This is a genomic window from Duganella alba, from assembly GCF_009674495.1.
Lineage (GTDB): Bacteria > Pseudomonadota > Gammaproteobacteria > Burkholderiales > Burkholderiaceae_D > Rugamonas > Rugamonas alba.
Window position 1 is genome coordinate 58945 of sequence record NZ_WKJN01000014.1, and the last position, 25404, is coordinate 84348.

The following is a 25404-nucleotide window of genomic DNA, read 5'->3' on the forward strand; positions in this document are numbered from 1 at the left end:
TGAAGCATACCGCCCGCCAGCTTGTTACCGTAATCAGTTTAATGATGGCCGCAGCTGGCGCGGCGGCCGCCTCCGAGATACCGCAGATCGTCAAGCAGGACGGCCGCTTCGCCCTGATGGTGGACGGCGCGCCGTTCGTGGTTCTTGGCGGCCAGGCGCAGAATTCAAGCAATTACCCGCTGGCCCTGAACAAGGTCTTCGCGGCCGTCCAGGACATGCACGCCAACACCCTCGAAATCCCGGTGGCCTGGGAGCAGATCGAGCCGGTGGAAGGCAAGTTCGATTTCAGCTACGTCGACACGCTGGTGGCGGAAGCCCGCAAGAACAAGGTGCGGCTGGTGCTGCTGTGGTTCGGCACCTGGAAGAACACCGGCCCAAGCTACACGCCGGAATGGGTCAAGTTCAACAACGCGCGCTTCCCGCGCATGGTGGCCAAGGACGGCAAGCTGACCTACTGCCTGTCGCCGCAAGGCGAAGAGACGCTGAAGGCCGACAAGAAGGCGTTTGTCGCGCTGATGGCCCATATCAAGAAAATCGACGAAGCACAGCGCACCGTCATCATGATGCAGGTCGAGAACGAAGTCGGCACCTACGGCTTCGTGCGCGATTTTTCGCCGACGGCGGAAGCGCTGTTCAATCAGCCGGTGCCGCAAGTGGTGCTGGATCATAAAAAGCCGCTGGTGCCGCTGGCGAAAACCGGCACCTGGAAACAGGTCTACGGCGACTACGCCGACGAATACTTCCACGCCTATTCGATCGCCAGCTACATCGAGGACATCGCCAAGGCCGGCCGCGCGGTTTACAACCTGCCGATGTACGTCAATAACTCGCAGCGCGATTCGACCGAGAACCCGGTCATGCCGTGGAAGGACAACTTCGCCAGCGGTGGCCCGAACTACGACGTGATCGACATTTACCGCGCCGCCGCGCCGCACATCGATTTTGCCGGTCCGGACATCTATGGCCCGGACTGGAAAAAGTTCACCGCCTCGATGAACCTGTTCCAGCGCAAGGACAATCCGCTGATGGTGCCGGAGATGAGCAACGCCGCTGAATACGTGCGCTACACCTACCTGGTGCTGGGCCGCGGCGCCATCGGCTTCTCGCCGTTCGGCATCGACTACGCGGACTACAGCAATTTCCCGCTTGGTCACAAGGCCATCGACAAGACCATGGTGGAGCCGTTCGGAAAAATCTACGCCGCCTTCCGTCCTATGGAGCGCCAGTGGGCCAGGTGGGCGTTTGAGGGCCGCACCTACGGCGTGGCCGAAGGCGATGACCGCCAGCCGCAGACCTTCGACATGAAGGGCTGGAAGGCCACCATCTCGTTCCGCGAGTGGCAGTTCGGCGAGCGCGAATACTTCAAGAAGGTCACGGACCTGCCGGCGGGGACCGAGATTCCCAACGGCGGTGTATCGATCGCGCAGATCGGCGACAATGAATTCGTCATCATCGGCCAGCGCGCACGCGTGAAGATCGACCATGCGGAAGGCAAGCCATCCATGTGGGCGCGCGTGGAAGAAGGGCACTACGACGCCGCCGGCAAATGGATCATGGAGCGCAACTGGAATGGCGACCAGACCGACTATGGCCTCAACCTGACCGGCAATCCGGTGGTGTTGAAGGTGAAGCTCGGTACATACTAAATAAAAAAACGGAGACACTATGCGTATCAACACGATCGCTCACGCAGCCTGCCTGGCCGTGATCGCGTCCGGCCACGCCATGGCCGGCACTTTTGAGAAAACCGCCACCGGCGTGGTGGTCAAGCCGGACAGCGGTGCGGCGAAAGAAGTGCGGCTGGAAGTCATGGCCGATAACATCATCCATGTGGTGAAGCTGGACCAGCCGGGCAAGTCGCTCACTCCATCGCTGATGACGGTGGCCGCTCCTGTTAGCGGTAACTTCAGCGTCGGCGCATCCGGCAAGGACAAGGTCACGCTGAAGGCGAAGAAGATTTCGGTGGCGGTGTCGCTGGCCACCGGCCAGGTGCAGTTCTTTAACGCTGCCGGCAAGGCGTTCCTGACGCAGCAGGCGGAGAGCATGGCGCCGGTCGATATCGACGGCAAGCCGTTCCTGGCGGTGAAGCAGGGCTTCAACTACGGCACCAGGGACGCCTTCTACGGCCTGGGCCAGCATCAGAATCACCAGATGAATCTCAACGGCGAAGACGTGCTGCTGATGCAGCACAATATGGCGATCGCCGTGCCGTTCGTGGTCTCGGACAAAAACTACGGCGTCCTGTGGGATAACAATTCGATCTCGCGCTTCGGCGACGCCAGGCCGTATGCGTGGCTGAGCCGCGACCTGCAACTGACCGACGCCGACGGCAAGGCCGGCGGCCTGACCGCGCGCTACTACATCGGCGACAAGCTGGTGCTCACACGCCAGGAAAAGGATATCGCCTACCAGTACCTGAAGGACGTGGCCGAGAACTGGCCGAAAGAGGTCGATCCCAAGGCCGCCAACCTGAAGGTGGTGTGGGAGGGCGCGTTTGCTTCGCCGAAGGCGGGCGTGCACAAGCTGCAGCTGTATGCGTCGGATTACGCCAAGCTGGATGTCGACGGCAAGCAGGTGATGGACGTGTGGCGCCAGGGCTGGAATCCGTGGTATCACAACTTCGAGGTGAAGTTCGAGGCCAACAAGCCGGTCAAGCTGCACCTGGAATGGAAGCCGAGCGGCGGCATGGTCGCCATCACCCACAACGATCCGCTGCCCCAGGACGAGCGTCACTCGCTGACCTTCTCGTCGGAAGTCGCTCAGAGCATCAACTACTACGTCATCAACGGCGACAGCATCGATAACGTCATCGCCGGTTACCGCGAGCTGACCGGGCAGGCGCCGATGATGCCGAAGTGGGCCTACGGATTCTGGCAGTCGCGCCAGCGCTACGAAACGCAGGAGCAGTTGCTGGGCGTGCTGCGCGAGTACCGCAAGCGAGGCTGGCCGGTCGATAACATGGTGCAGGACTGGTTCTACTGGCCGGAGAACGGCTGGGGTTCGCACGATTTCGACAAGGCCCGTTTCCCTGATGCGAAGGCGATGGTGGATGAAGTCCACAAGGCCAACGCGCGCGTGATGATTTCGATTTGGGGCAAGTTCTATTCGAACACCGACAACTACAGGGAGCTGGCGTCCAAGGGGTATATGTGGACCAAGAATGTCGAAAACGGCGCGCTGGACTGGGTAGGCCCAGGCTACAAGAACAGCCACTACGACCCGTACACCAAGGAAGCGCGCGACATCTATTATCGCCAGATGAAGCCGAAGCTGGTGGACCTGGGCTTCGACGCCTGGTGGATGGATAACACCGAGCCGGACGTGCTGTCCAATACCCGTCCCGCCGACTTCAAGAAGCTGATCGGACCGACCGTGTATGGCGGCGGCGAGATCACCTTCAATCCGTATAGCCTGGTGCATACGGAAGGCTTCTACTCGCACCTGTCCAAGGATCAGCCGGAGAAGCGCCAGTTCATCCTGTCGCGCTCCGGCTTTGCCGGCATCCAGCGTAACAGCACCGCCGTGTGGAGCGGCGATACGGCGAGCCGCTGGAACAATCTGTATGACCAGATCTCGGCGGGCGTCAGCATCTCGATGTCCGGTATCCCGAACTGGACGCACGATATCGGCGGCTATGCGCAGGAGACGCGCTTCCAGCTGGGCGATGTTGGCTCGGCGCAGGAGAACCGCAGCACCGGCATCAAGCAGGGTAATCCGGAGGACTTGAAAGAGTGGCGCGAGCTGAATCTGCGCTGGTTCCAGTTCGGCGCGTTCTCGCCGCTGTTCCGCTCCCACGGCGAAGTGGTCAAGCGCGAGATCCACGAGATTTCGCCGGAAGGTTCGCCGATGCGCGAATCGATGGTCTGGTACGACCAGCTGCGCTATCGCCTGATGCCTTATATTTACTCGGCCGCCGCCGAGACGCACTACGAGTCCGGCTCCATCATGCGCGGCCTGGTGATGGACTTCCCGCGCGACGATGCGGTCAAGGACATCAAGGACCAGTACCTGTTCGGCCACAACATGCTGGTGGCGCCAGTGTACGTCTACGGCGCGCGCGAACGCAGCGTCTACATGCCGAAGGGCACCGACTGGTACGACTTCTACACCGGCGAACTGCACAAGGGCGGCAGCACGGCGATCGTCAAGGCGCCGGAAACGCGCATGCCGGTGCTGGTGAAGGCCGGCTCCATCCTGCCGGTTGGTCCTGTGACGCAGTACGTGGACGAGAAACCGGATGCGCCGATCACGCTGGTGGTCTACACCGGCGCCGACGGAAAATTCAGCCTGTATGAGGATGATGGCGTCAGCAACGGCTACCTGCGCGGTGAGGCCAGCCGTATTCCACTGAGCTACAATGACAAGACCGGCGTCGTCATCATCGGCGAGCGCGCCGGCCAGTTCAAGGGCATGGTGGCCAAGCGCCAGTTCAAGGTACGCTTCATCAAGCCCGGCGTTTCAAGCACGGATAACTTCGACGTGGCCGACAGGACTGTCAGCTACGAGGGCAAAGCGATTACTGTGAAGCGTTAAGCATGAAGACTCTGACCGCAGCTGTGTTGTTTGCGTTGAGCGCGTCGGCGGCCGTCGCCGCCGACAGCCGTCATATCTCGGTGGACGCCGCCGATGCCGGCTCGCCGCGCGACCGTTTCGCCGATCTGTCGGTAGGCTCGGATTATCCGGGCACGCTGATACGTGACGACAGCCTGGCGCAGCTCAAGACCGCCAGGGACGAACTGGGCTTCCGTTACATCCGCTTCCACGCCGTTTTCCACGACGTGCTGGGCACCTACAAGGAAGTGGACGGCAAGCCGGTGTACGACTGGACCAAGCTCGATTACCTGTACGACCGTTTGCTCAAGATGGGGATCAAGCCGTTCGTGGAACTGGGCTTCACGCCGCTGGCCATGCGAAGCTCGGACCTGAGCATCTTCTACTGGAAGGGCAACACCTCGCATCCCGACCCGAAGAAGTGGGCAGGGCTGGTGGATGCCTTCGTGCGCCACGCGCAGCAGCGCTACGGCAAGGAGGAAGTGCGCAGCTGGTTCTTCGAAGTGTGGAACGAGCCGAATCTGGACGGCTTCTGGGAGAAGGCGGATCAGAAGGTGTATTTCGAGCTGTTCGACATCACCTCGCGCACCATCAAGGCGATTGATCCGACGCTGCGCGTCGGCGGGCCGTCCACGGCTGGTGCGGCCTGGGTGCCGGAGTTCCTGGCGCACGCCAGGGCTTCCGGCGCGGCGGTCGATTTCGTCACCACGCACACCTATGGCGTGGATGGCGGTTTCCTCGACGAGAATGGCAAGGACGACACCAAGCTGTCGCCATCGCCGGACGCCATCGTTGGCGATGTGCGCAAGGTGCGCAAGGAGATGGCGGAAGCCGGCCATCCCGAGATGCCGCTGTACTTCACCGAGTGGAGCACCAGTTACACGCCGCGCGATCCGGTGCACGATTCCTATATCAGCGCGCCGTACATCCTGAGCAAACTCAAAGCCACCGAGGGCATCGCGCAGGGCATGAGCTACTGGACTTACAGCGATCTGTTTGAGGAGCCGGGGCCGCCGACCGCGCCGTTTGAAGGCGGTTTTGGTTTGATGAATCCGCAGGGGATACGCAAGCCGTCGTGGTTCGCTTACAAGTATCTGAATCAGTTGGGCGATACGGCCATCAATACCGGCGATGCGCAGAGCTATGCGGCCAAGGACGGCCGTGGCGTGCAGGTGCTGGCATGGGACTTCCAGACGCCGAAGCAGGGGCGCAGCAATCGCGGCTTCTACACCACCGTGCAGCCTACGCGCGATGGCCAGCCGGTGAGCATCGATCTGAAAGGGCTGAAGCCTGGCGCGTATTCGGTCAAGGTGTATCGCACCGGTTTTGAGGCCAACGATGCGCATACCGCCTATCTGAAAATGGGATCGCCGAAGACGCTGACGCCGAAGCAGCTGGAGCGCTTGCAGGCGTTGACAATTGATCTTCCGCAGACCAGCACCGTGCGTGTACCGGCATCCGGCGCCGCCAGCGTGAAGGTGAAGATGCGCGTCAACGATGTTGTGCTGATCAAGATTAATCCGCAATGAAGTCGCTGCTGCTGGTTGCCGCGCTGGTCGCGGCAGGTGCATCGGCCGCGCCGGACCTGACCTTGCGTTATGCCCATCCGGCGCCGGATACGGCGGCCGGATGGGAGAAGGAAGCGCTCCCTATCGGCAATGGTCGTATCGGTGCGATGATCTTCGGGCAGCTGGCGCGCGAGCGTTTGCAGTTCAATGACATCACGTTGTGGACTGGCGATGACAGGGCGATGGGGGCGTATCAGCCCTTTGGCGATGTCTACATCAATCTGCCGGGGCATGAGCAGGGAACGACGGCGTATGCGCGCAAGCTGGACATCTCGCGCAGCCTGCATACGGTGAGCTACACGCATAACGGCGTTCAGTTCAGGCGCGAGGCGCTGGCCAGTTATCCGGCTCAGGTGATCGCTGTGCGGCTGACCGCCAGCAGGCGTGGACAGTACACCGGCTCCATCGAACTGACCGATATGCACGATGCGCGGATCCGCGCGCAGGACGACCGCATCACGGCGACAGGCGTTCTGCCGAATGCGATGCAGTACGCCAGCCAGGTGCAGGTGCTGAACGAGGGCGGCAAGCTGGCGGTGGAGGGCAGCAAGATCACCTTCACCGGCAGCGATGCGATCACGTTGATTCTCGGCGCCGGCACCAGCTACATCAACGACGCATCCCGCCGCTTCCACGGCGAACCACCGCTGCAGCGCGTGATAGCGCAAGTGGCCGCCGCTGCGGACGCCCGCACCAAGTCCACCGACGCACCGCGCGCGTGGTCGGCGCTGCTGGCCGCGCACGAACGCGACTTCGCCGCGCAGTTTGGCCGCGTGGGCGTGGATTTTGGCGCCGCATCGCCGGCACGCCGCGCGCTGACGACCGACAAACGCATCGAAGCCTACACCGCCGACGGCAACGATCCCGAACTGGAGGCGCAGTTCTTCCAGTACGGCCGCTACCTGCTCATCTCCAGCTCGCGCGGTGCGCTGCCGGCCAATCTGCAAGGCCTGTGGAACAACAGCCTCACACCGCCGTGGAATTCGGACTACCACACCAACATCAACATCCAGATGAACTACTGGCCTGCCGAACCGGCCAACCTGTCCGAACACGCCAGGCCCTTCCTGGACTTCGTGCAAGGCATGGCGCCGGTCTACCGCAAGCTGGTGGCCGACATCGCCGCCCAGGCCATCGCCCATCCTGAATCCGTCAAGATGTCGCAGCCGGACCTGAGCGGCGAGGCGGTGCAGCGCGAAGAAACCTTTGTCAGCGCGGCCGGCAAACCGGTGCGCGGCTGGACCGTGCGCACCGAATCGAATCCCTTCGGCGCCATGGGCTACGTGTGGAACAAGACCGGCAACGCCTGGTACATGCAGCACTTCTGGGAACACTACGCCTACACGCAGGACAAAGTCTATCTGCGCACCGTCGCCTACCCGATGATGCAGGAAGCCGTCGCATTCTGGGAAGACTACCTTAAACAGCTGCCGGACGGCCGCCTGGTCGCGCCGCTCGGCTGGTCGCCCGAACACGGTCCGATCGAAGATGGCGTCAGCTATGACCAGGAAATCATCTGGGATCTGTTCAACAACACGGTGGAAGCAGCCGGTGTGCTGGGCGACACCGCCTACCGCGACCGCATCGCCGCCATGCGCGAAAAACTCGCCACGCCGGGCATCGGCAGCTGGGGCCAGCTGCTGGAATGGATGACCGAGAAAAAGGACAACGTGCTGGATACGCCGGGCGACACGCACCGCCATGTCTCGCACCTGTTTGGCTTGTTCCCCGGCCGCCAATTCTCGCCGACGCAAACGCCGGTGCTGGCCACCGCTGCGCGCAAGTCGTTGCAAGCGCGCGGCGACGCCGGCACCGGCTGGTCGATGGCATGGAAGACGGCTTACTGGGCGCGCCTGCTGGACGGCGACCACGCCTACAAAATGCTGCGCGGCCAGCTGGCCAAGCCCGGCGCGCGTGCGGCGCAGCAGAGCGGCCAGGGTACGGAAGTCAACAACGCCGGCGGCACTTACCCGAACATGTTCGACGCTCATCCACCGTTCCAGATCGACGGCAACTTCGGCGCCACCGCCGCCATCTGCGAAATGCTGCTGCAATCGCAGACCGGCGAAATCCACTTGCTGCCGGCGCTGCCGTCCGCATGGGGCAGCGGCTCTGTGAAAGGCCTGCGCGCACGCGGCGGTTATGAAGTCGATCTGGCATGGGCCAACGGCAAACTCACCTCCGCCACCATCCGCCGCACGGCGGGCGATGGTGCGGGCAAGGTGCGCTATGGCGACAAGGTCGTGCCACTGAACCTGAAGCCGGGCGAGAGCAAACACCTCGGAAGGAGTCTGTAATGCATTGGCTGCTGAGTGCTTTTTTACTGGCCCTGAGCAGCCAGTGTTTCGCCGAACCGACACAGATCCAATATCTGAGCGGCGTAGACAAGGATCACCGCGTCGATTGGGATTTCCAGGTCAATGGCGGCCGCAATGCAGGCGTGTGGAAGAAGATCCCCGTGCCGTCCAATTGGGAAATGGAGGGCTTTGGCACCTATCGCTATTCCAACGATTGGCAGAAAGATCCCGCGCCGGACAACACCGGCCTGTATCGCTACCGGTTCACCGTGCCTGCCGACTGGCGCGGCAAGCAGATCGACATCGTCTTTGGCGGTTCGATGACGGACACGCTGGTGAAGATCAACGGCCAACCGGCCGGACCGGTGCACCAGGGCGGTTTCTACGAATTCCGTTACGACGTTACGCGCTTGCTGAAGCAGGGCGAGAACAATCAGCTGAAAGTGACAGTGCAGCGCTACTCCGCCAATGCATCCGTCAACCGCGCCGAGCGCAGCTCGGATTACTGGCTGTTCAGCGGCATCTACCGGCCGGTATGGCTGGAGGCCAAGCCGCAAACCAATATCGATCGCGTCAGCCTGGATGCGCGCCACACCGGCGATTTCAGCGCGGACGTGTTTGTGGCAGGCGCCACCAGCGGCAAGGTCAGCGCGCGCATCGCCACGCTGGACGGCGCGCCGCTCGGCAAGGAGATCCGTGCCGATGTCGTCGATGGCAAGGCGCACCTGAGCGGCCACGTGGACCGCATCGTGCCATGGACGGCGGAGAATCCGCAGCGCTACCAGGTGCGCTTCGCGCTGCTTAGCGGTGGCAAGGTGGTACATGACGTTAGCAGGATCATCGGTTTCCGCACGATGGAATTGCGGCCGCGTGATGGCGTCTACGTCAACGGCCACAAGGTGCGCTTGAAAGGTTCGAACCGCCATTCGATCTGGCCGACTTCGGGCCGTACCACCAGCAAGGCGCTCAGCTACCAGGATGCCCGGCTGATGAAGGAAATGAACATGAACGCGGTGCGCATGTCCCACTATCCGCCCGATCCGCACTTCCTCGACGTGGCCGACGAAGTAGGACTGTATGTAATCGATGAACTGACCGGCTGGCAGAAAGCCTACGATACCGACGTCGCCACGCCGCTGGTGAAGGAGCTGGTCCAGCGCGATCAGCATCATCCGTCCATCCTGTTCTGGGCGAACGGAAACGAAGGCGGCTTCAATCGCGATCTGGATCGCCTGTATGCGGGATGGGATGCGCAGAAGCGCCCGGTCATTCATCCGTGGGAGAATTTCGGCGGCATCGATACGGCGCACTATCCGACTTATAACTGCTGCGCGACGTCACTGTTCAATGGACGCGATGTGTTCATGCCGACCGAGTTCCTGCATGGCTTGTACGATGGAGGCGCCGGTGCTAGCCTGAACGACTGGTGGAATGCCATGCTGGCCAATCCGCTCAGCGCCGGCGGTTTTATCTGGGCCTTTGTCGATGAAGGCATCGTGCGCGATGACCGCAATGGCGCCATCGATGTCGCCGGCAATCTGGCGCCGGACGGCATACTGGGGCCGTATCGTGAGAAGGAAGGCAGCTTCTTTGCGATCAAGAAGATATGGTCGCCGTTGTACCTGCCGTTGTCGGAAATGGCCTCGCTACCACCGACATTCGACGGTTCCATCACGCTGGAGAATCGCTACGATTTCACCAATCTCAATCAGTTGAAGCTGCGTTGGGAGCTGGTGCGGCTTGGCTTGGGCGAAGGACATATCGTCACAGCGCAGGGCAGCATCAAGGCTCCCGATGTCGCCGCCGGTATGCGCGGCGTCGCCAGCATTGCCTTGCCGCGCGACTGGAGCAAGCAGGACGCGCTGTACATCAGCGCGACCGACCGTGACGGCCGCGAGATCTACAAGTGGTCGTGGATGATCGCCACTCCGCAGCAGGTGGCCGAGCGGATGCGCGCGCCGGCTGGTCCTGCGCCAGCCAGCGTGACGGAGCTGGCGGACAGCTATCAACTGCAAGCCGGTACGCTCAGCACGGTCATCGACAAGGCGACCGGCTATCTGCGTGAACTTAAAAAGGATGGCGTCGTGGCGCCGCTGACGAATGGCCCACGGCTGGTGGCGGGCAAGGCGGAGCTGAAGCATATCCACGCCGCGCGGGAGGGCGGCGATGTGGTGGTGTCGGCCGAATACACCGGCAATCTGCGCAAGGTGAACTGGCGCCTGGGCAGCGACGGGCGGCTCAGCGTCAACTACGGCTACCAGATGGAGGGGAGCCGCTATGTCGATGCGCTGGGCGTGACATTCGACTATCCGGAAAGCCAGGTCACGTCCATGCGTTGGCTGGGGCGCGGCCCGTATCGCGTGTGGAAGAACCGCACACAGGGCGAGGAGTTCGATGTCTGGCAGAAGGACTACAACGACACCGTCTCCGGCCTGTCATGGAACTACCCTGAATTCAAAGGTTTCCACGACAAGGTTTACTGGGCCACACTGAAAACGAAGAACCTGCCTATCACCTTCATCAACCACGTTGACGACATCGCGCTGGGGATGTTCACGCCAAGGGAAGCCAGCGGCGAGGGCTTCGAGCCGAAGGGCACGCATATCGACTTCCAACCCGGTGACATCTCCTTCCTCAACACGATACTTCCGATCGGCACCAAGTTCAATCCGCCTGGCGAAATGGGACCATCAGCGCAGCAGGCGCGCACGCCCAACCTCGGCATCTGGCTGGAGAACACCATCGACATCGTGGTCGGTGATTCAGCCCGCTGACCGCACCGCCCATTTGCGATAGCGCCTGGTGAGTCTGTTCTTGCGCAACTGGTCGATCACCAGCGTGATGAATGGCGAATAGCTGCGCGCCGCCCTCCCGCCGGCACCCAATGCGCGCAGGCGGCGCTTGACCAGCGCCATGCCGGCTAGCGACGCCATGCCCTTGTCCTTCCAAGTCACGGCCGCCGGCAAGGCCGCAGGCTCATGGCCGGCGCGCCATTGCTGCGGCAGGTCGGGAATCTGCGCCATCGCCGTCGCCATGCCAACCAGCGCCACGCCGCTGGCAAGCACCTGTTCTGCCACCGCCGGCCGCGCGATGCCGCCGGTGGTCATCACCGGCATGCGCGCCACCGCCGCCAGTTCCCGGGCAAACTCAAGGAAGTAAGCTTCGCGCGCCAGCGTGCGCCCGTCCGCCGTGCGGCCTTGCATGGCGGGGCTTTCGTAGCTGCCGCCGGACAGTTCGATTACATCGACCGCCAGGTCGTTCAGCAGCAGAACCACCTGCCGTGCATCGTCCGCAGAGAAGCCGCCGCGCTGGAAGTCGGCCGAATTCAGCTTGACCGCGACGCTGAAGCCCGGCGACACGCTTGCACGCACCGCGCGCACCACTTCTAGCAGCAGGCGGGCACGGTTGACCAGGCTGCCGCCCCATTCGTCGTCGCGGCGGTTGGCCAGCGGCGACAGGAACTGCGAGATCAGGTAGCCGTGCGCCGCGTGCAGCTGCACGCCGCTGAAGCCTGCCTGTTCGGCCGCGTGCGCGGTGTCGGCAAAGCGTGTGATCACTTCGGCGATCTGCGCGGCGTTCATGGCAACCGGTTGCGCAAACAACTTGCTATGCTTGCCCAGGTCCAGCGCCACCGCCGACGGCGCCCAGGCGTTGCCGCCCATGTCCGCCATCACCTGGCGCCCCGGATGATTAATCTGCATCCATACCTGCGCGCCGTGGCGCCGCGCTGCCTTGGCCCACTGCCTGAATGGTTCCAGCGGCGTCGAAGCTTCCAGCACCACGCCGCCTGGGCCGGTGAGGGCGCGTGGGTCGATCATCACATTGCCGGTGATGATAAGACCGGCGCCGCCATCCGCCCATTGTTCGTACAGGCGAAACAGCGCGGCGCCGGGCGACTGGCCTTCAGCGGCCATGTTTTCCTCCATCGCGGCTTTCGCCAGGCGGTTGGGAATGGTGCTGCCATTGGGCAGGGTGAGTGGGCTGAACATCATGACATGCCTTGATTGGTATCGGAAATGGGCTATGCTAAGCTTGAAGTCAACTTCAAGGTCAAGCGAAATGAAGATAGGAGAATTGGCGGAACGCGCCGGCATGGCGACATCGGCGATCCGCTACTACGAGAGAATGGGCCTGCTGCCCAAGGCCGCGCGCGGCGCCAACGGCTACCGCGAGTATCCGGAGGCGGTGCTGGAGCGGCTGAACGTGATCGTGCTGGGACAAAGCCTGGGCTTTACGCTGGAGACGATGCGCAACATCATGGCGCTGGAGGGCGAGCGCTTGAAGGACGGTCTGTTGCAGGGACTGTCGTCGCGGCTCGACGAGATCGACAAGATGATGCAAACGCTGCAGGCGCAGCGCGTTGGCCTGCTGGAAGCCGAGGAGCGTTTGCGCGCCAGCTGGGCGCGCAATGAGTGTGCCAAATACTGAGGACTGCTACAGCGTGCGCGCCAGCCAGTCGGCGGTGAGGTCCATCACGCGTTGTGCGGCGCCACCGTTTTTCTGGAAGACGTTGAAGATGTGATCCGCGCCGCCAATCAGGGCTGCCTCCGCCGGCTTGCCGGGAACGAGCTTCAGCATCTGCGCATCGCCTTGCGGCAGGAAGTCATTGCTGCCACGGATGGTCAGGAAGGCGCCGGGGTAGTTGACCAGCGACTGATCCAGATTCACGCCACGGAAGCTTTCGTAGAACGCACGCTTGGTGGTGATACGCTTCCAGCCCGCCACGTCGTCGGTCGCCACGCCCTCGCGCAGCGCTTTCTGTGCGGTTGGCGAGGACGCCATCTGCACCCATTGGTCGCCGCTCGGGGAAGACCACAGCACCATGCTGCGGAACCATTGTGGATGGCGGCCGCCGGTGATGATAGCGGTGGTGGCGCCCAGGCTCCAGCCAAGCACCGCGCTGCGCGCAGGCTGCACGCCCGGCTGCCTGGTCACGAAGGCATATGCCGCCTCGGTGTCTTCGATGCGGCTTTGCAGCGTCGATTCGATATCGCTGCGCTTGCGGTCTCCTTCGCCACGGAAGTTCACGCGCAGCGAAGCGATGCCCATCTGCGCCAGCCGCGCCGACATGCGCTTGCTCAGGTCCCCGGCGCCGTCCATGTCGTCGGCGAAGCCGTGCAGGAACAGCACCGTGCGGCCGTCCCACGCGCCATCCGGCGTGACCCAGGCGCCGTTGACGTCCGGTGCGATGGTGACGAGGTGTTCAGCCGCGCCGGCCAACGCCGGCGCACCGGCGACAGCCAAGGTGAATAAAACGGGTTGCAGCAGTGATGTGATACGCATGGTTAGAATCCGATGATGTCGCCGTTCAGCGGCATGCGCCGATGCAGGCGCGCCGCGTTTGGCGAGATTGAAATGGTTGAATCTTTGTTCAGCGCGTCGCCTTCCGTTGTGTGGCCGGCTGGCGTGTAGCTGTCGAATACGAAGGGCAGTCCCTGCGAATCGGCGAAGCTGGTTTTGTCGGCCACGTGGAAGTGCAGGTGCGGCGCGCCTGCGCCGCCGGTTAGGCCAAGACGGGCCAGCACCGCGCCGCGCTTGATGCGCTGCCCGATCTTGACCTGCACGCTGCCTTGCCGCAGGTGCGCGTAATGCACGAACACCTTGGGCGCCACTTCCAGTACGACGAAATTGCCATACAAGGTGCGCGCTGTCAGTTCGTCCGGTTGTTCCTGCGGCGACAGCGGCTTGCGGTCGGCCACGCCGTCCTGCACATCGCGCACGATGCCGTCGGCGACGGCCAGCACTTCGGTATTCCAGCCGACCCAGTCGGTGACGGCGCTGTCGGCCATTTTGTCGATCGGCACGCGCACCGCGTGGCCTTGCGCATCCAGGCCGAAGAAGTCGATGGCGTAGCGCTGCGGGATGGTCAGCAGTCCGTTCTGCGCGACGACGCTGCCCCAGTGGTGCGACTGCGCGTTGCCGGGGCCTTCGTCCGCCAGCCACAGGCCGGCGCGCAGCGGTGCGCCCAGCACGACGGGCGGCGCGGCGTTGACAGCGACGGGAATGTCGTCCGCCGTCTGCACCGCGCCCTTGGCGGTTCTGAAAGTCAGCGTATTGCGTAATGTGCGCGGTGGCGCGCCGGCCGGCAGCGTGGCGGCGATCAGCAGCATGGCGTGTGCGCCGCCTGGAATCGCCAGGCTGTCGTCGGCGTCCAGTTCCTTGCCGGGCCTGAGCAGGCCGGCCAGTTGCGCGCCGCTGAAGGTGGCGATGGGCGCGCTGCGGCCGTCCGCATAGACGCTGGCGGTGGTCAGCTGCAGCGTGCCGGTGTCGGCGTAGAAATTGCCGATATCGAGTTCATAGTACAGCCGCCGGCTGCCGTCGCCGGCTTCCACGGCTTGCGGCACATGCAGGGCGTGGACCACGACCGGCGCCTGTGCGCCCGCAGTCGCCATTGCATGAAAGGTCAGAAGACTAAGCAGCAAGGCGGGCAGGCGCATGGTGGGCTTTCTCAATCGATGGCGATTTCGGCGCCGCTCAGGAATTGAAGGATGACCGGGTTGACGATATCGGGATGGGTAATCGGTCCCATATGCGCGGTGCGCGTTTGCAGCGCGGTGGCGTTGGGCAGCGAGACGCCAAGCTGTTCGACCAGCAGGCGCGTGGAGGCGGGGCTGCGCTCGCCGGCCATCACCAGCGACGGCATGGTCAACATGGACAGATCGTCCAACGTTGCCGCTTCGCCCAACAGTGCCTGGAAGTCCAGCTTGACTTTGGCGATCTGCGCCACCATCTTGGATTGGGCGGCTTCGGGCGCGGCGTCGAAGGCGCCGTCGCGGTTCCAGTAGTCGATGAAGATGCGGGTGGCGTCGCGGTCGCTGGCACAGGCGCGGATGCGGCCCACCACGCCGACGATTTCCGCCTTGGCCGGATGCTGCTCTGCCAAAAGGTGGAAGGCCACCGGCTCGAACAGCGTCAGCGACAGCACGCGCTGCGGCATGCGGCGCGCCATGTGCAGCGCGCAGGCGCCGCCGAAGGAATGGCCGATCAGGTGAAACGCTTCGCCCGGCTCCAGCCGTGTGCTGATGGCGGCCACCACGGCGTCCACCTCGTGCGCCAGCGTGTGGGTATAATCGGCGCCGGCGTCGGCAGGGAACGGCGAGGCGCCGTAGCCCTGCAGATCCACCGCGATGCAGCGATAATCATCGCCCAGTTGCGCTTTCAGCGGCAGCCATTGGGACTTGGAACTCATGGAGCTATGCAGCAGGACGACAGCAGATTTCATTGTCAGCGAGTCATGAAAAAGCGAAGCGAGGATTATACCGGGTTGCGTGGCCGGCCCGATGTGTGGTCTATACCACGCCGCCGCAAATTTTGTAGCTTGTGCGTGCAGCAGGCTTGCACGAGAAGAGTAGAGTAGGAACTATGAACAACAATTCCAAAAAAGTCGCGGGTCTGGCCGGCATCGTCAGCGTGCTCTGGATGGGACTTACCGCAGCGGTGGCCGCCAACCAGAAGCGGCTGCTGTTCAACCCACTGGGCAGCAAGCGCGAGGTGCTGAAGCCTTACAGCTCGGGTCACCGCACGCGGCCTATCGTCGTGCGTTCCAAGGACGGCACGCGCTTGTCCGGCTGGCTGATGACGCCGCCGGTGGCGGGGCCGCATCCGGGCGTGGTGTATTTCGGCGGCCGTTCCGAGGAAGTGTCCTGGGTGGCGCGCGACGCCGGCAAGCTGTTTCCCGGCATGGCGGTGCTGGCGGTGAATTACCGCGGCTATGGCGATTCGCATGGCGATCCGGCCGAGGAACACTTTGTCGAGGATGGCCGCATGCTGTTCGACTGGCTCAGCGAACGTCATCACGTCGATCCGAAGCGCATCGCCGTGGTCGGCCGCAGCCTGGGATCCGGCGTGGCGGTGCAGGTGGCGATGGAGCGCGACGCCAACTCCATCGTGCTGATTACGCCTTACGATTCCATCCTGGCCATCGCCAAGCGCAAGTTCAAGACGCTGCCGGTGGAGTACGTGCTGCGGCATAAGTTCGAATCGGTGAAGTATGCGTCGCAGCTGAAGGCGCCGACCTATGTATTGCGCGCGGCGGTCGATGACATCGTGCCGCATTCGCATACCGATCTGCTGGTGCAGAAATTGGGGACGCTGCACGCGGACGAAATCATTCCTGATTCCGACCACCTCAACATTCCTTATCTGGAATCGACGCAGACGCGCATCGCCAGTTTCCTGGCGAGCCGCTTCAGTGCTTAGCAGACCCCGATAGCTGGTGATGCAGGCGGCGCAGGCCTAGCCACACGGCGCCGATCACCAGCGGCACGGCGATGCCGGTCATCAGGTCCGGATTCACCGGCAGGCTGCCGGCTTTCATCGCCTTGCCGACGTAGCCCACCAATCCCAGCGTGTAGTACGAAATCGCCGCCACCGACAGGCCTTCCACCGCCTGCTGCAAGCGCAGCTGCTGGGCCGCGCGCGCGTCCAGCGATTGTAGGATCTTGCGATTCTGCTGTTCCTGCTCGATGCCGACGCGTGTGCGCAGCAGGTCGTTGCTGCGTGCGATACGTTTGGCCAGCGTCTCCTGCCGCTGCGCCACCGAAGTACAGGTGTTCATCGCCGGCGCCAGGCGGCGCCCCATGAACTCCGCCAGCGTCGGCGTGCCTTCAATGCGCACTTCGCGCAGCTCCTGGATGCGCGACTGCACCAGGTTGAAATAAGCCTGCGAGGCGGCGAAACGGTAGCTGTTGCTGACCGAGATTTTCTCCAGCTGCGCGGCCAGGCTGGTGATGCGGTTCAGCAGATCCTGATCGTCGTTGGCTTCGTCCTTGACCAGCGTGGCGGTCAGTCCGGCCAGTTCGTTCTCGATGGTGTTCAGCGCCGGTTGCGTGGCTTCGGCCTGCGGCAGGCCCATCAAGGCCATCATGCGGTAGGTTTCGATTTCCAGCAGGCGGCCCACCAGGCGGCCGGGCTGGAATTCGCGCAGCTGCTGGTCGCGTACCACGAAGCGGCTGAAGCCATCCGGCTGGATCAGGAAATCGGTCCATACCTCGGCGTTGCCGCCGGCGCTGCTGCCCACCAGCGACTTGCCCTGGAACAGATCGCTGATGCCGTCGGCGAAGCTGTTGTCGCCGGCCGCTTCCTTGCACAGCAGGACGTGGGCGGCGACGATGATCTTGCCGTGCAAGCCGGCCAGCCATTCCTGCGGCACGTGCTGCAGCGGCATGCGCTCGAACGAAGCGCGGCAATCCAGGCCTGGCTCGCCGCGTTCGACGAAGGTGTAGGTGGCGAACTCGGTATGGCATTCCCACTTCAGGCGGAAGCGCCCGAAGTCATGGAAGAAGTAGCGCGCCTGCGGATGCGGGCCGGCCACGCCATAGTGCACGCACAGCTGCTCCAGGATCTGGTGCTGGCTGGCGCGGTGGTTCTGGCGCGACGGCTGGTCCTGTTGCAGATACAGCGCGAAATGGGTCAGGCTTTCCGGCGCCTGCAGATGCAGGAATGGCCGTGAATGGATCTCGGCCGACAGCGGAACCCGCATCGGGTGATTCAGCTTGGCGAAATCGGCGTTGGCGCGATAGGCGAGCGACATGAACTTCCTTAAAAACTAGGTGGTGGGGAGCGCGTTGGCGCAGGGCGAACCCTGCGTGTGGCAGGCGAGATTGGCAAAGGTGACGGCGGCGATTTCCCGCATGGCCTCAATGGTAAAGAAGCCCTGGTGTCCGGTGACCAGCACGTTGGGGAAGGTCATCAGCCGCTGGAACACGTCGTCGGCGATGATGTCGCTGGAGTGGTCCTGGAAGAAGAGGGTGCTTTCCTGCTCATAGACGTCGATGGCCAGCGCGCCGAGCTGGCCGGATTTCAGTGCCTCGATCACGGCGGCGGTGTCGATCAAGCCGCCGCGCGAGGTGTTGACCAGCATGGCCCCTGGCTTCATGCGCGCCAGGCTGGCGGCGTTGATTATGTGGCGGGTGGCGTCCATCAGCGGGCAATGCAGCGACACCACGTCCGACTGCGCCAGCAGCGCGTCGAGCGGTGCGCGTTCGGCCACCTGGTCCAGCTGCGGCGTGGGCGCCGGATCGCTGACCAGCACCTTGCAGCCCAGGCCGTGGAAGATGCGGGCGGCGCAGGCGCCGATCTGGCCGGCGCCGACGATGCCGACGGTTTTGCCGTGCAGGGTCACGCCCAGCAGGCCGTCCAGCGCGAAATTGCCTTCGCGGACGCGCGCATAGGCGCGGTGGGTGCGGCGGTTGAGCGTCATCGCCAGCGCCAGCGCGTGTTCGGCCACCGCTTCCGGCGCGTAGGCCGGCACGCGCGCCATGAACAGGCCAAGCCGTGCACCCGCCTGCAGGTCGACGTTGTTGAAGCCGGCGCAGCGCAGCAGCACGGCGCCCACGCCCAGCGCGTGCAGGGCTTCCAGCACCGGCGCGTCCAGCAGGTCGTTGACGAATACGCAGACGGCGGCGCAGCCTTGCGCCAGCGGCACGGTGTCCAGCTCCAGCCGGTCGGAGAAATAGACCGCCTCCACGCCGGGCGCGGGCAGGGCGGCGCGCGCTTCGTCGAGGAAGCGGCGGTCGTAGGGCTGGGCGCTGTAGACGGCGATTTTCATGGCAGCTCCGGCACCAGCACGATGATATCGGTCACGCCGAGATCGACGCCGGCCTGTGTCAGCAATGTGCTGGCCTGGCCGCGATGGTGGGTCTGGTGGTTGAAGAAGTGTAGCAGAACCAGGCCGAACTCCTTGCGGTATAAATCGCCGCGGGTACTGCGGTATTCAAAGGGCTGCGCCAGGTCGGCTGCCGTGAGCTGCGCCGCCAGGGCGCTGATGACGGCGTCCAGCCGCTCGCGGTGTGCGCGCAGCGTGGCCAGGTCGTCGCCGAAGGAATGCGTCAGCGACGCCGGCTGCGGCGTGTCGCGTACCGCTTGCAGCGCCGGGAACTGCGCCGGGTGCGCGGCGAAGCGCTTGAGCCAGAGCGTGTCGGCGGTCAGCAGGTGATTCAGCGTGCCGGCCAGCGAGCCAAAGAAGGCCTGGCGGTCGGCCGTGAATTCGCCCGCCGGCAGTTTCGCTGCGGCGTCGTAGAGTTGCTGGTTCATGCCGGAGTTGTAGCGCGCCAGCAGGCTAAAGTGTTCAGTGACGCTCATCAGGTATCGCGGACGGATTCGATTGCAGGAAGATCTGCTTGTTCAGGGTGGCCAGCATCTGCGTGCGCTGGTCGTCGGTCAGTGGATCGAGACCGTAGCGTTCCGGTTCCAGCGTCGGCACCAGGTCGCGCGACATCGCCTTGCCGGTCGGCGTGGTCTGGTCGTCCTTCAGTTTGCCCAGCATGTATTTCAGCGTCCGTATCGACTGGTGCGCCTGCGTTTCCAGCGAGGCCTTGGCCAGCACGCCTTTCTCGTAGCTGATGCTGGTGGTACTGCTGGCGCTGTCGTCGATGATGTTGTACTTGTAGTTCTGCGAGTTGGGCGACATGTCCAATCTCAGCAACGCACCGGCTTTCACCGGCTCGTGATAGCGCGCCTTCAGGTGCGACTCCTGCTTCTGCGAGACGCCCCGGTCCAGCTGCGAGGTGCCGCTGATGCTGGTCTTCTGCGACAGGTCGTAGGCGAAGCTGTCCTTTTCCGTCGGGCGCATCGGATTGGACGACACCTCGGTTTGCGCGAACGAGGCGGTAAAGTCGGCCAGGCCGGTGGTCAGCGCGTGATCCTGGTCGGTCAGGAAAATGCTTTGCGGCGAGACCGGCGGCGGCGTGCCATAGTCGCTGTTCATGCCGGTGAAGGCGTCCTTGAACATCGTGATCATGTCGCCGTTACCCTGGCCGCGCACGCCGGCCTGGTCGACCTGCTGCAGATAGTTCTTCAGCGCCGTGGCCTGCTGCTCTTTGCTGCCCCAGCTGGCGGGCTTGCTCAGATCGACGCCGATGCTGGCGTTGCCGGCGGGGCCGTTGAAGCTCAGCGTGCGCTGCGTGCTGTCGGCATGGAAGTCCAGCTGTTGCGTGTCGCTGCCGTTGATCTTGACCTGGCCTTTCAGGTCCACCGACGCCAGCGCGCTGCTGTCGAACTGCGTCAGGCCGGCGATGTCGATATGCGGCGGGTCTTGGCTCAAGCCATCGATGGATTTCTGGAAGGCGTCGGACAATTCACCCAGCGCCTTGCGCTCCGTGTCGGTCAGCTTGCCGTCGACGTGCGCCTCCACGGCGATGCTGTTGTCGCCCGCGTCCAGCTTCAGTTCAACCTTGGCGCCGCTGCGGGTGGTGATGCTCAGCGAGATCTGGTTGTCGCCCATGCCGTGCTGCGATACCTGCGACGGCGATACCAGCATGTCGTAGGTATTGGCCTGCGTGCCGCCGGGCGCCTGCTGCACCGTCTGCGAAAAGTCCGCGCCGTCGTAGGCCACCTGTTTCAGCAGCTCGCCGCCCAGGCCTTTCAGGCGGCTGGCGCCGACCTCGTTGCCGAAGTTCCGCGCCATCAGGCTGGCGGAGGTGCTGCGGGTGCGGTTTTCCCACACCAGCGCCTTGTCGGACACCGGCGCGGCGGCCGCGCCCAGTGACACCACGGTGGAAGAACCATTGCCGGTGGTGCTGGCGGCGCTGGACGTGGACGTGTAACTGCCGGCCGCCGTCGGAGCGGTGATGGCTGGCGTGGTCCGGTTGATGGAGGCGATCGTTGTCATAACCTCATTATCGGCCGGTTTTGCGGCTTCTTTACGCCGCGCGGTGCAACTGCGGCTTCGGCGCCGGCACGAACGGGCTGGTTTGCAGTTCGTGCAGGGCGTCGAAGGTGATGAACTGGCGCGGGCGCACCACGTCCGTGCCGTAGGGCGCGACGGAGACGGTCCACAGGCCGGCATCGGCAGCCGCGCGCAGGGCCGGCACGGCGGTGTCGATGACGATGGCGTCCTGCGGCTGGACGCCCATGGCGTGCAGCGCGTGCGCATACGGACCGGTGCCGGCAGGGCCGTCGAAACTGGCGCCGCCCGCGACCACGCTGAACAGGCTGGTGACATCGGCGCCGAAGTGGCGCTCCAGCAGCGCCGAGGTGGCCGGCGCCGGCAGGTCGGTCAGGATGCAGATCTTGCAGCCGGCGGCAGCGGCGTCCTCGATCAGCGCCAGCGCGGCGGCCTGCGCCTGCGGCGGACGCGCCAGGATCGCCTGATGGAACTGGCGGTGCTTGTCTTCGAACAGTTCGGCGACGCGCTGTTTTTCGCGCGACAGCGGCGGCAGGGCGACGGCGGAACCGATGGCGCGCGCATAGCCGTGGGTGGCGGCGGCTGCGCGCAGCGCCGGCAAGGTCCAGCGCAGCGACAGGCCGGCGTTGGCAAACGCCGCATTGCAGGCTGCCAGGTGCAGCGCTTCGGTATCGAACAGAACGCCGTCCAGGCCCAGGAAGATCACGTCTATGCTCATGTTCATTCTCGCTCAACGATGTCAGATACCTATCAATATAGAGGTAGAATGAACAAAAGAAAAATTAAAGATTATGGATAATTAATAAGGAATGCTTATGTATCATGCCAGTTTTCGGCAATTGGAATCCCTGGTACTGGTGGCCCGCCACGAGAGCGTGTCGCGCGCGGCGGACGCCATGCACCTGACGCAGCCGGCCGTGTCGCTGCAACTGCGCACGCTGGAAGAGATCACCGGCATGCCACTGACGCGCAAGGTCGGCCGCAACATCCAGCTGACGGCGGCCGGCGAGGTGATGGCCGATTTCTCCGAGCGCATCCTGCGCCTGTGGGAGCAGGCCACCGACGAACTGGCGGCACTGCAGGGCGTCACCTCCGGTACGCTGCGCATCGGCGCGGTGACCACGGCGGAGCACTTGCTGCCGCCGCTGCTGGTGCCGTTCACGCTGGAGCGGCCGGACGTGCGGCTCAAGCTCCAGGTGGGCAACCGCACGGAGATCATCAACATGCTGGCGCGGCACGAGATCGAGCTGGCCATCATGGGCACGCCACCGCGCGAGCTGCGCACCAGCGCCGCCCGTTTCGCGCGCCATCCGATGGCCTTTGTCGCCAGCCCGTCGCACCCGCTGATGAAGAAGAAAAAAATCACGCTCAACGACGTGATGGCGGCCAATCTGCTGGTGCGCGAACGCGGCTCGGGCACGCGCACGGCGGTGGAGAAGCTGCTGCGCGAGGAAGGGCATGCGGCGGAATTCGGCTCCGAGGTGTCGAGCAACGAGGCGATCAAGCGCATGGTGTCGGCCGGCCTGGGCGTAGGCTTTCTGTCGGTGCACGCCTGCGCGCTGGAATTCAAGGCCGGCCTGCTGTCCATGCTGCCGATGGCGCACAATCCAGTGGAGGCGGACTGGCATATCATGCACCTGACCGACCAGCCGATTCCCAAGGTGGCGGCGTCGTTCCAGGACTTCGTGATCGAAAACGGCCAGGACCTGGTGCGGCGCGAACTGGAAAGCTCGTACCGGTAAAGTTACCTATACAGTGATGGCAACTGTTTGCATAAGTGTACTGGTTAAGGCCAGTACACCTGACCGTACAATGCAAGCACACCTTGAGAACGGAATCCACCATGCTGCCCGAATTGCTGCTGCCACTGTGCACCTTTGCCGCCATCACGACGATTACGCCCGGCCCCAACAACACCATGATCCTGGCTTCCGGCCTGAATTACGGCTTCAAGCGCTCGCTGCCGCATCTGTTCGGCATCGTCTGTGGTTTTTCCTTCATGATTTTTTCCACCGGCCTGGGACTGCATGCGGTGTTCGAGCAGGTGCCGATGCTGCAGACTATCCTCAAATACGCTGGCGCCATTTATCTGCTGTGGCTGGCGTGGAAGCTGGCGCACGCGGCGCCGATGAACGCGCAGCAGGCCAGCCTGTCGAAGCCGATGGGCTTCTGGGGCGCGGCGGCTTTCCAATGGATTAATCCGAAGGCGTGGGTAATGTCGCTCAGCGCGCTGACCACCTATCTGCCGCAGGGCTTCCATGTGGCCGACGTGGCGCTGCTGTCCGGCGTGTTTGGCGTGATCGGCATCTTTTGCGTCGGCTCGTGGGCGCTGTTCGGCGTGGCCATGCGGCGCGTGTTGCAAGACCCGCGTTCGGTGCGCATCTTCAATGTGGTGATGGCGCTGGCGCTGGTCGCCACCCTGTATCCGCTGCTGGCCTGATACCATAGCGTTTTACCGGATTTTTAGGAAATGCCCATGTTTCGTCGAATCGCGCTGGCGTTGAGCGCCACCTTGCTGTCTGCCGCCGCCGGCGCCGCCACCGTACCGTCCAACCTGATGTTACCGGAGCCGGACCGCGCCGCGCGCGGCTATGTGGAAAGCTGGATCTTCACCATCGACATCGAGGCGGACGAGCTGACCGGTTTGGCGCCTTGCCGCAAAATTCTGACCGAGCGCGGTTTCGCGCCGACGCTGTCCAAAACCGCCAGTTCGGCTTCGCCGGCGCTGCATTTCAAGGTATCGGGCCGCAAGGAGTATGCGCAGGCCAGCACCGAGGCCGACGATGCGCTGCTGGCGGTGCAGCAGGCCAAGTGTCCCGGCACGCTGACCTGGAGCGTGATCTCCAAACCCGCGCGCCGCTGATCAGTGTTTAACGTGCGGTAGTCGCAGCGCGTGCAGGCGGCTGCGGATCGCGGCCAGATCGGCCGGCTGCATGGCCTGCTGCGCGACCAGGTAGCCGCGCGCGAACTGGATCACGCCGGCGGCCTGCGGCTGCTCCTGCGCCAGTTCCTGCAATAGCCGATCGGCTACCACCAGATCGTTATGCTGGCCCAGCTCGTCCTGCGCGGCGGCCAGCGTTTTCAGATATTCATGCGCTTCCTTGGCGCGATACAGCGCGTGGAAGAATTCCAGCGCGTAGCGGCCCCGCTTGGCGGCGATGCGCGTGCGGTGGGCGCTGGCGGCGTCGCTGTCGTTCATGCGCGCGGCGCGCTTCAGCAGCGACTTGTGCAGATGCTGCAGGGTGTGGCGCGAGAACTGCGCCGCAGAACCATGCAGCAGCGGCGCGGCCTGCAGCATCCATGATCCCAACGTCAGCATCAATCTGGTGTAGCGCTGCGACAGCAGGGCTTGCGCCGCCTCGCGCCGTTTGGCTTGCGCGGTCTGCTGCGCCAGGGCCAACAGCTCCAGCATGCTGTGCTGCCCGCCCGGCGTGGCGTCGATGCGCGGCAGCGTCGATGACAGCAGCACATCCCAATCGCGCGCCGCACCCAGCTCCGTACCCAGCCAGCTGACATCCTCCAGCAGCGCAGGCGGGCAGGGCGCGATATCCTTGAACAGCTTGATGGCCGAGCGCAGGCGGCGCACGCCCACGCGCATCTGGTGCAGCGTTTCCGGATCCTGGCCTTCGATCACGGCCACCTCGTTGCGCTGGATATGCTCCAGGCAGTTGCCCAGCACGGCGGGCAGGGCGTCGGTGAGGCTGGCGTCGGCGTTCAGGTCCAGCGCCTGCGCGCGGAACGGCGCGTGGCCGGTTTCGCGCACCAGCATATAGCCGCGCTGCGCCTTGTTGATGTTGCTGATGCGCAGAGGGATATCCTCCAGCAGTTGCAGCGCAAAGGCGTACAGGCCGGCGGGATCGCCATCCTTCAGTTCCAGTTCGATCTCGTTGACCGGCACGCGGTGCGACTGGCGTTCGATGTGGCCGACGTCGAGCGCCACTTCGATGCGGTTGCCGTCGATTTCCACATCCCATACGTGGCGCTGCACGTCCACCAGGAACAGCGGCTCCAGCCGTTCCTTGAGGTTGGTGGCGTCGAGCATCGCCAGCCATTGCTCATCGTCGCCGATCAGCTTGCGCAGCTTGCCGAGGCGCGGCCACGAACGGTCCACCGGGCCTTCCCATTCGTTGCGGCTATGCAGGCCGCTTTGCACGCTGCCGCCCGCTTTCATGGTCTGTATCCACTCGCCATCGACCCGGCGCACGCGCAGGCCGGCGCCGTGGCGCAGCAGGTGCAGGTCCGGCGTATCGAAGTAGCGCGCCGTCAATTGCTGCACGCGCGCCGGCCCGCCGAGCAGCGGATGTTGCAGCACCTGCTCGTTATGTTCAGGCGCCAGTAAGAGTTTGAGTTCGACTTCCATCGG

20 protein-coding genes are annotated in these 25404 nt (G+C 63.9%); 10 read left to right on the top strand and 10 right to left on the bottom strand.

Annotated elements, in window-relative coordinates:
- The first annotated feature begins 41 nt into the window (after nucleotides 1-41).
- The 5 genes from GJ695_RS15485 to GJ695_RS15505 are packed head-to-tail and all read left to right on the top strand — an operon-like array spanning nucleotide 42 to nucleotide 11190.
- The gene (locus GJ695_RS15485; RefSeq protein WP_229260507.1) at nucleotides 42-1646 is read left to right on the top strand and encodes a DUF5597 domain-containing protein; all 1605 of its coding nucleotides are present in this window, start codon (nucleotides 42-44) and stop codon (nucleotides 1644-1646) included.
- A 19-nt stretch (nucleotides 1647-1665) separates the two neighbouring features.
- Nucleotides 1666-4533 carry a glycoside hydrolase family 31 protein gene (locus GJ695_RS15490; protein ID WP_154366205.1) on the top strand — a complete coding sequence of 956 codons (2868 nt, stop codon included), beginning with the start codon at nucleotides 1666-1668 and terminating at the stop codon, nucleotides 4531-4533.
- A gap of 2 nt (nucleotides 4534-4535) precedes the next feature.
- Nucleotides 4536-6080: a GH39 family glycosyl hydrolase gene (locus tag GJ695_RS15495; protein ID WP_154366206.1), complete on the top strand. Its 1545-nt coding sequence runs from the start codon at nucleotides 4536-4538 to the stop codon at nucleotides 6078-6080.
- Nucleotides 6077-8416, top strand: a complete 2340-nt coding sequence (locus tag GJ695_RS15500; protein ID WP_154366208.1) for a glycoside hydrolase family 95 protein — start codon at nucleotides 6077-6079, stop codon at nucleotides 8414-8416. Before GJ695_RS15495 ends, GJ695_RS15500 begins: the two co-directional genes overlap by 4 nt.
- Nucleotides 8416-11190: a glycoside hydrolase family 2 TIM barrel-domain containing protein gene (locus tag GJ695_RS15505; RefSeq protein ID WP_154366210.1), complete on the top strand. Its 2775-nt coding sequence runs from the start codon at nucleotides 8416-8418 to the stop codon at nucleotides 11188-11190. The genes GJ695_RS15500 and GJ695_RS15505 overlap by 1 nt, the downstream gene beginning before the upstream one ends.
- Here the strand turns inward: GJ695_RS15505 and GJ695_RS15510 are convergent.
- Nucleotides 11179-12408 (bottom strand): NADH:flavin oxidoreductase/NADH oxidase family protein, encoded by a 1230-nt coding sequence (locus GJ695_RS15510; RefSeq protein WP_208023409.1) that lies wholly within the window; start codon nucleotides 12406-12408, stop codon nucleotides 11179-11181. The genes GJ695_RS15505 and GJ695_RS15510 overlap by 12 nt on opposite strands.
- A 67-nt stretch (nucleotides 12409-12475) precedes the next feature.
- Here GJ695_RS15510 and GJ695_RS15515 point away from each other — a divergent pair, with 67 nt between their 5' ends.
- The gene (locus tag GJ695_RS15515) at nucleotides 12476-12844 is read left to right on the top strand and encodes a MerR family transcriptional regulator (protein WP_154366212.1); all 369 of its coding nucleotides are present in this window, start codon (nucleotides 12476-12478) and stop codon (nucleotides 12842-12844) included.
- A 6-nt stretch (nucleotides 12845-12850) separates the two neighbouring features.
- Here the strand turns inward: GJ695_RS15515 and GJ695_RS15520 are convergent, their stop codons facing one another.
- From GJ695_RS15520 to GJ695_RS15530, 3 genes are read right to left on the bottom strand one after another with little or no spacing between them, the layout of a single operon-like run.
- Entirely contained in the window at nucleotides 12851-13699 is an 849-nt protein-coding gene (locus GJ695_RS15520; protein ID WP_154366213.1) for an alpha/beta hydrolase family protein, read from the bottom strand.
- A 2-nt stretch (nucleotides 13700-13701) separates the two neighbouring features.
- Nucleotides 13702-14853, bottom strand: a complete 1152-nt coding sequence (locus GJ695_RS15525) for a M23 family metallopeptidase (protein WP_154366215.1) — start codon at nucleotides 14851-14853, stop codon at nucleotides 13702-13704.
- Between the two features lie 11 nt (nucleotides 14854-14864).
- Nucleotides 14865-15638 carry an alpha/beta fold hydrolase gene (locus tag GJ695_RS15530; protein ID WP_154366217.1) on the bottom strand — a complete coding sequence of 258 codons (774 nt, stop codon included), beginning with the start codon at nucleotides 15636-15638 and terminating at the stop codon, nucleotides 14865-14867.
- 140 nt (nucleotides 15639-15778) lie between these two features.
- Between GJ695_RS15530 and GJ695_RS15535 the strand changes: the two genes are divergently transcribed.
- The gene (locus tag GJ695_RS15535; protein WP_154366219.1) at nucleotides 15779-16615 is read left to right on the top strand and encodes an alpha/beta hydrolase; all 837 of its coding nucleotides are present in this window, start codon (nucleotides 15779-15781) and stop codon (nucleotides 16613-16615) included.
- On the opposite strand, the gene GJ695_RS15540 is transcribed toward GJ695_RS15535, so the two are convergent.
- The 5 genes from GJ695_RS15540 to GJ695_RS15560 are packed head-to-tail and all read right to left on the bottom strand — an operon-like array spanning nucleotide 16605 to nucleotide 21759.
- Complete coding sequence (locus GJ695_RS15540) at nucleotides 16605-17948, bottom strand: DUF3422 family protein (RefSeq protein ID WP_154366221.1); 1344 nt, start codon at nucleotides 17946-17948, stop codon at nucleotides 16605-16607. The two genes, GJ695_RS15535 and GJ695_RS15540, sit on opposite strands and share 11 nt — an antisense overlap.
- A 15-nt stretch (nucleotides 17949-17963) precedes the next feature.
- Nucleotides 17964-18965, bottom strand: coding sequence for a 2-hydroxyacid dehydrogenase (locus GJ695_RS15545; RefSeq protein ID WP_154366223.1), 1002 nt, complete (start codon nucleotides 18963-18965; stop codon nucleotides 17964-17966).
- Nucleotides 18962-19498 (bottom strand): DinB family protein, encoded by a 537-nt coding sequence (locus GJ695_RS15550; RefSeq protein ID WP_154366224.1) that lies wholly within the window; start codon nucleotides 19496-19498, stop codon nucleotides 18962-18964. Before GJ695_RS15550 ends, GJ695_RS15545 begins: the two co-directional genes overlap by 4 nt.
- Nucleotides 19485-21026 carry a hypothetical protein gene (locus GJ695_RS15555; protein WP_229260505.1) on the bottom strand — a complete coding sequence of 514 codons (1542 nt, stop codon included), beginning with the start codon at nucleotides 21024-21026 and terminating at the stop codon, nucleotides 19485-19487. The genes GJ695_RS15550 and GJ695_RS15555 overlap by 14 nt, the downstream gene beginning before the upstream one ends.
- A 31-nt stretch (nucleotides 21027-21057) precedes the next feature.
- The gene (locus GJ695_RS15560; protein ID WP_154366359.1) at nucleotides 21058-21759 is read right to left on the bottom strand and encodes an HAD family hydrolase; all 702 of its coding nucleotides are present in this window, start codon (nucleotides 21757-21759) and stop codon (nucleotides 21058-21060) included.
- 97 nt (nucleotides 21760-21856) lie between these two features.
- Between GJ695_RS15560 and GJ695_RS15565 the strand changes: the two genes are divergently transcribed.
- The 3 genes from GJ695_RS15565 to GJ695_RS15575 all read left to right on the top strand — a co-directional run bounded on the left by GJ695_RS15565 (nucleotide 21857) and on the right by GJ695_RS15575 (nucleotide 23904).
- Nucleotides 21857-22783, top strand: coding sequence for a LysR substrate-binding domain-containing protein (locus GJ695_RS15565; protein WP_154358796.1), 927 nt, complete (start codon nucleotides 21857-21859; stop codon nucleotides 22781-22783).
- A 101-nt stretch (nucleotides 22784-22884) separates the two neighbouring features.
- Nucleotides 22885-23481 (top strand): LysE family translocator, encoded by a 597-nt coding sequence (locus GJ695_RS15570; protein ID WP_154366227.1) that lies wholly within the window; start codon nucleotides 22885-22887, stop codon nucleotides 23479-23481.
- A gap of 36 nt (nucleotides 23482-23517) precedes the next feature.
- Complete coding sequence (locus tag GJ695_RS15575) at nucleotides 23518-23904, top strand: hypothetical protein (RefSeq protein ID WP_154366228.1); 387 nt, start codon at nucleotides 23518-23520, stop codon at nucleotides 23902-23904.
- Here the strand turns inward: GJ695_RS15575 and GJ695_RS15580 are convergent, their stop codons facing one another.
- Nucleotides 23905-25401, bottom strand: coding sequence for a CYTH and CHAD domain-containing protein (locus tag GJ695_RS15580; protein WP_154366230.1), 1497 nt, complete (start codon nucleotides 25399-25401; stop codon nucleotides 23905-23907).
- Between the last annotated feature and the right edge of the window lie 3 nt (nucleotides 25402-25404).

Bases quoted from the DNA above. Each gene is read 5' to 3' on its own strand.
- GJ695_RS15490 (WP_154366205.1), top strand. From the start codon at position 1,666: ATGCGTATCAACACGATCGCTCACGCAGCCTGCCTGGCCGTGATCGCG.
- GJ695_RS15580 (WP_154366230.1), bottom strand. From the start codon at position 25,401: ATGGAAGTCGAACTCAAACTCTTACTGGCGCCTGAACATAACGAGCAG.
- GJ695_RS15485 (WP_229260507.1), top strand. From the start codon at position 42: ATGATGGCCGCAGCTGGCGCGGCGGCCGCCTCCGAGATACCGCAGATC.
- GJ695_RS15555 (WP_229260505.1), bottom strand. From the start codon at position 21,026: ATGACAACGATCGCCTCCATCAACCGGACCACGCCAGCCATCACCGCT.
- GJ695_RS15545 (WP_154366223.1), bottom strand. From the start codon at position 18,965: ATGAAAATCGCCGTCTACAGCGCCCAGCCCTACGACCGCCGCTTCCTC.
- GJ695_RS15495 (WP_154366206.1), top strand. From the start codon at position 4,536: ATGAAGACTCTGACCGCAGCTGTGTTGTTTGCGTTGAGCGCGTCGGCG.
- GJ695_RS15575 (WP_154366228.1), top strand. From the start codon at position 23,518: ATGTTTCGTCGAATCGCGCTGGCGTTGAGCGCCACCTTGCTGTCTGCC.
- GJ695_RS15535 (WP_154366219.1), top strand. From the start codon at position 15,779: ATGAACAACAATTCCAAAAAAGTCGCGGGTCTGGCCGGCATCGTCAGC.
- GJ695_RS15550 (WP_154366224.1), bottom strand. From the start codon at position 19,498: ATGAGCGTCACTGAACACTTTAGCCTGCTGGCGCGCTACAACTCCGGC.
- GJ695_RS15510 (WP_208023409.1), bottom strand. From the start codon at position 12,408: ATGATGTTCAGCCCACTCACCCTGCCCAATGGCAGCACCATTCCCAAC.
- GJ695_RS15515 (WP_154366212.1), top strand. From the start codon at position 12,476: ATGAAGATAGGAGAATTGGCGGAACGCGCCGGCATGGCGACATCGGCG.
- GJ695_RS15540 (WP_154366221.1), bottom strand. From the start codon at position 17,948: ATGTCGCTCGCCTATCGCGCCAACGCCGATTTCGCCAAGCTGAATCAC.
- GJ695_RS15500 (WP_154366208.1), top strand. From the start codon at position 6,077: ATGAAGTCGCTGCTGCTGGTTGCCGCGCTGGTCGCGGCAGGTGCATCG.
- GJ695_RS15565 (WP_154358796.1), top strand. From the start codon at position 21,857: ATGTATCATGCCAGTTTTCGGCAATTGGAATCCCTGGTACTGGTGGCC.
- GJ695_RS15560 (WP_154366359.1), bottom strand. From the start codon at position 21,759: ATGAGCATAGACGTGATCTTCCTGGGCCTGGACGGCGTTCTGTTCGAT.
- GJ695_RS15570 (WP_154366227.1), top strand. From the start codon at position 22,885: ATGCTGCCCGAATTGCTGCTGCCACTGTGCACCTTTGCCGCCATCACG.
- GJ695_RS15525 (WP_154366215.1), bottom strand. From the start codon at position 14,853: ATGCGCCTGCCCGCCTTGCTGCTTAGTCTTCTGACCTTTCATGCAATG.
- GJ695_RS15520 (WP_154366213.1), bottom strand. From the start codon at position 13,699: ATGCGTATCACATCACTGCTGCAACCCGTTTTATTCACCTTGGCTGTC.
- GJ695_RS15505 (WP_154366210.1), top strand. From the start codon at position 8,416: ATGCATTGGCTGCTGAGTGCTTTTTTACTGGCCCTGAGCAGCCAGTGT.
- GJ695_RS15530 (WP_154366217.1), bottom strand. From the start codon at position 15,638: ATGAAATCTGCTGTCGTCCTGCTGCATAGCTCCATGAGTTCCAAGTCC.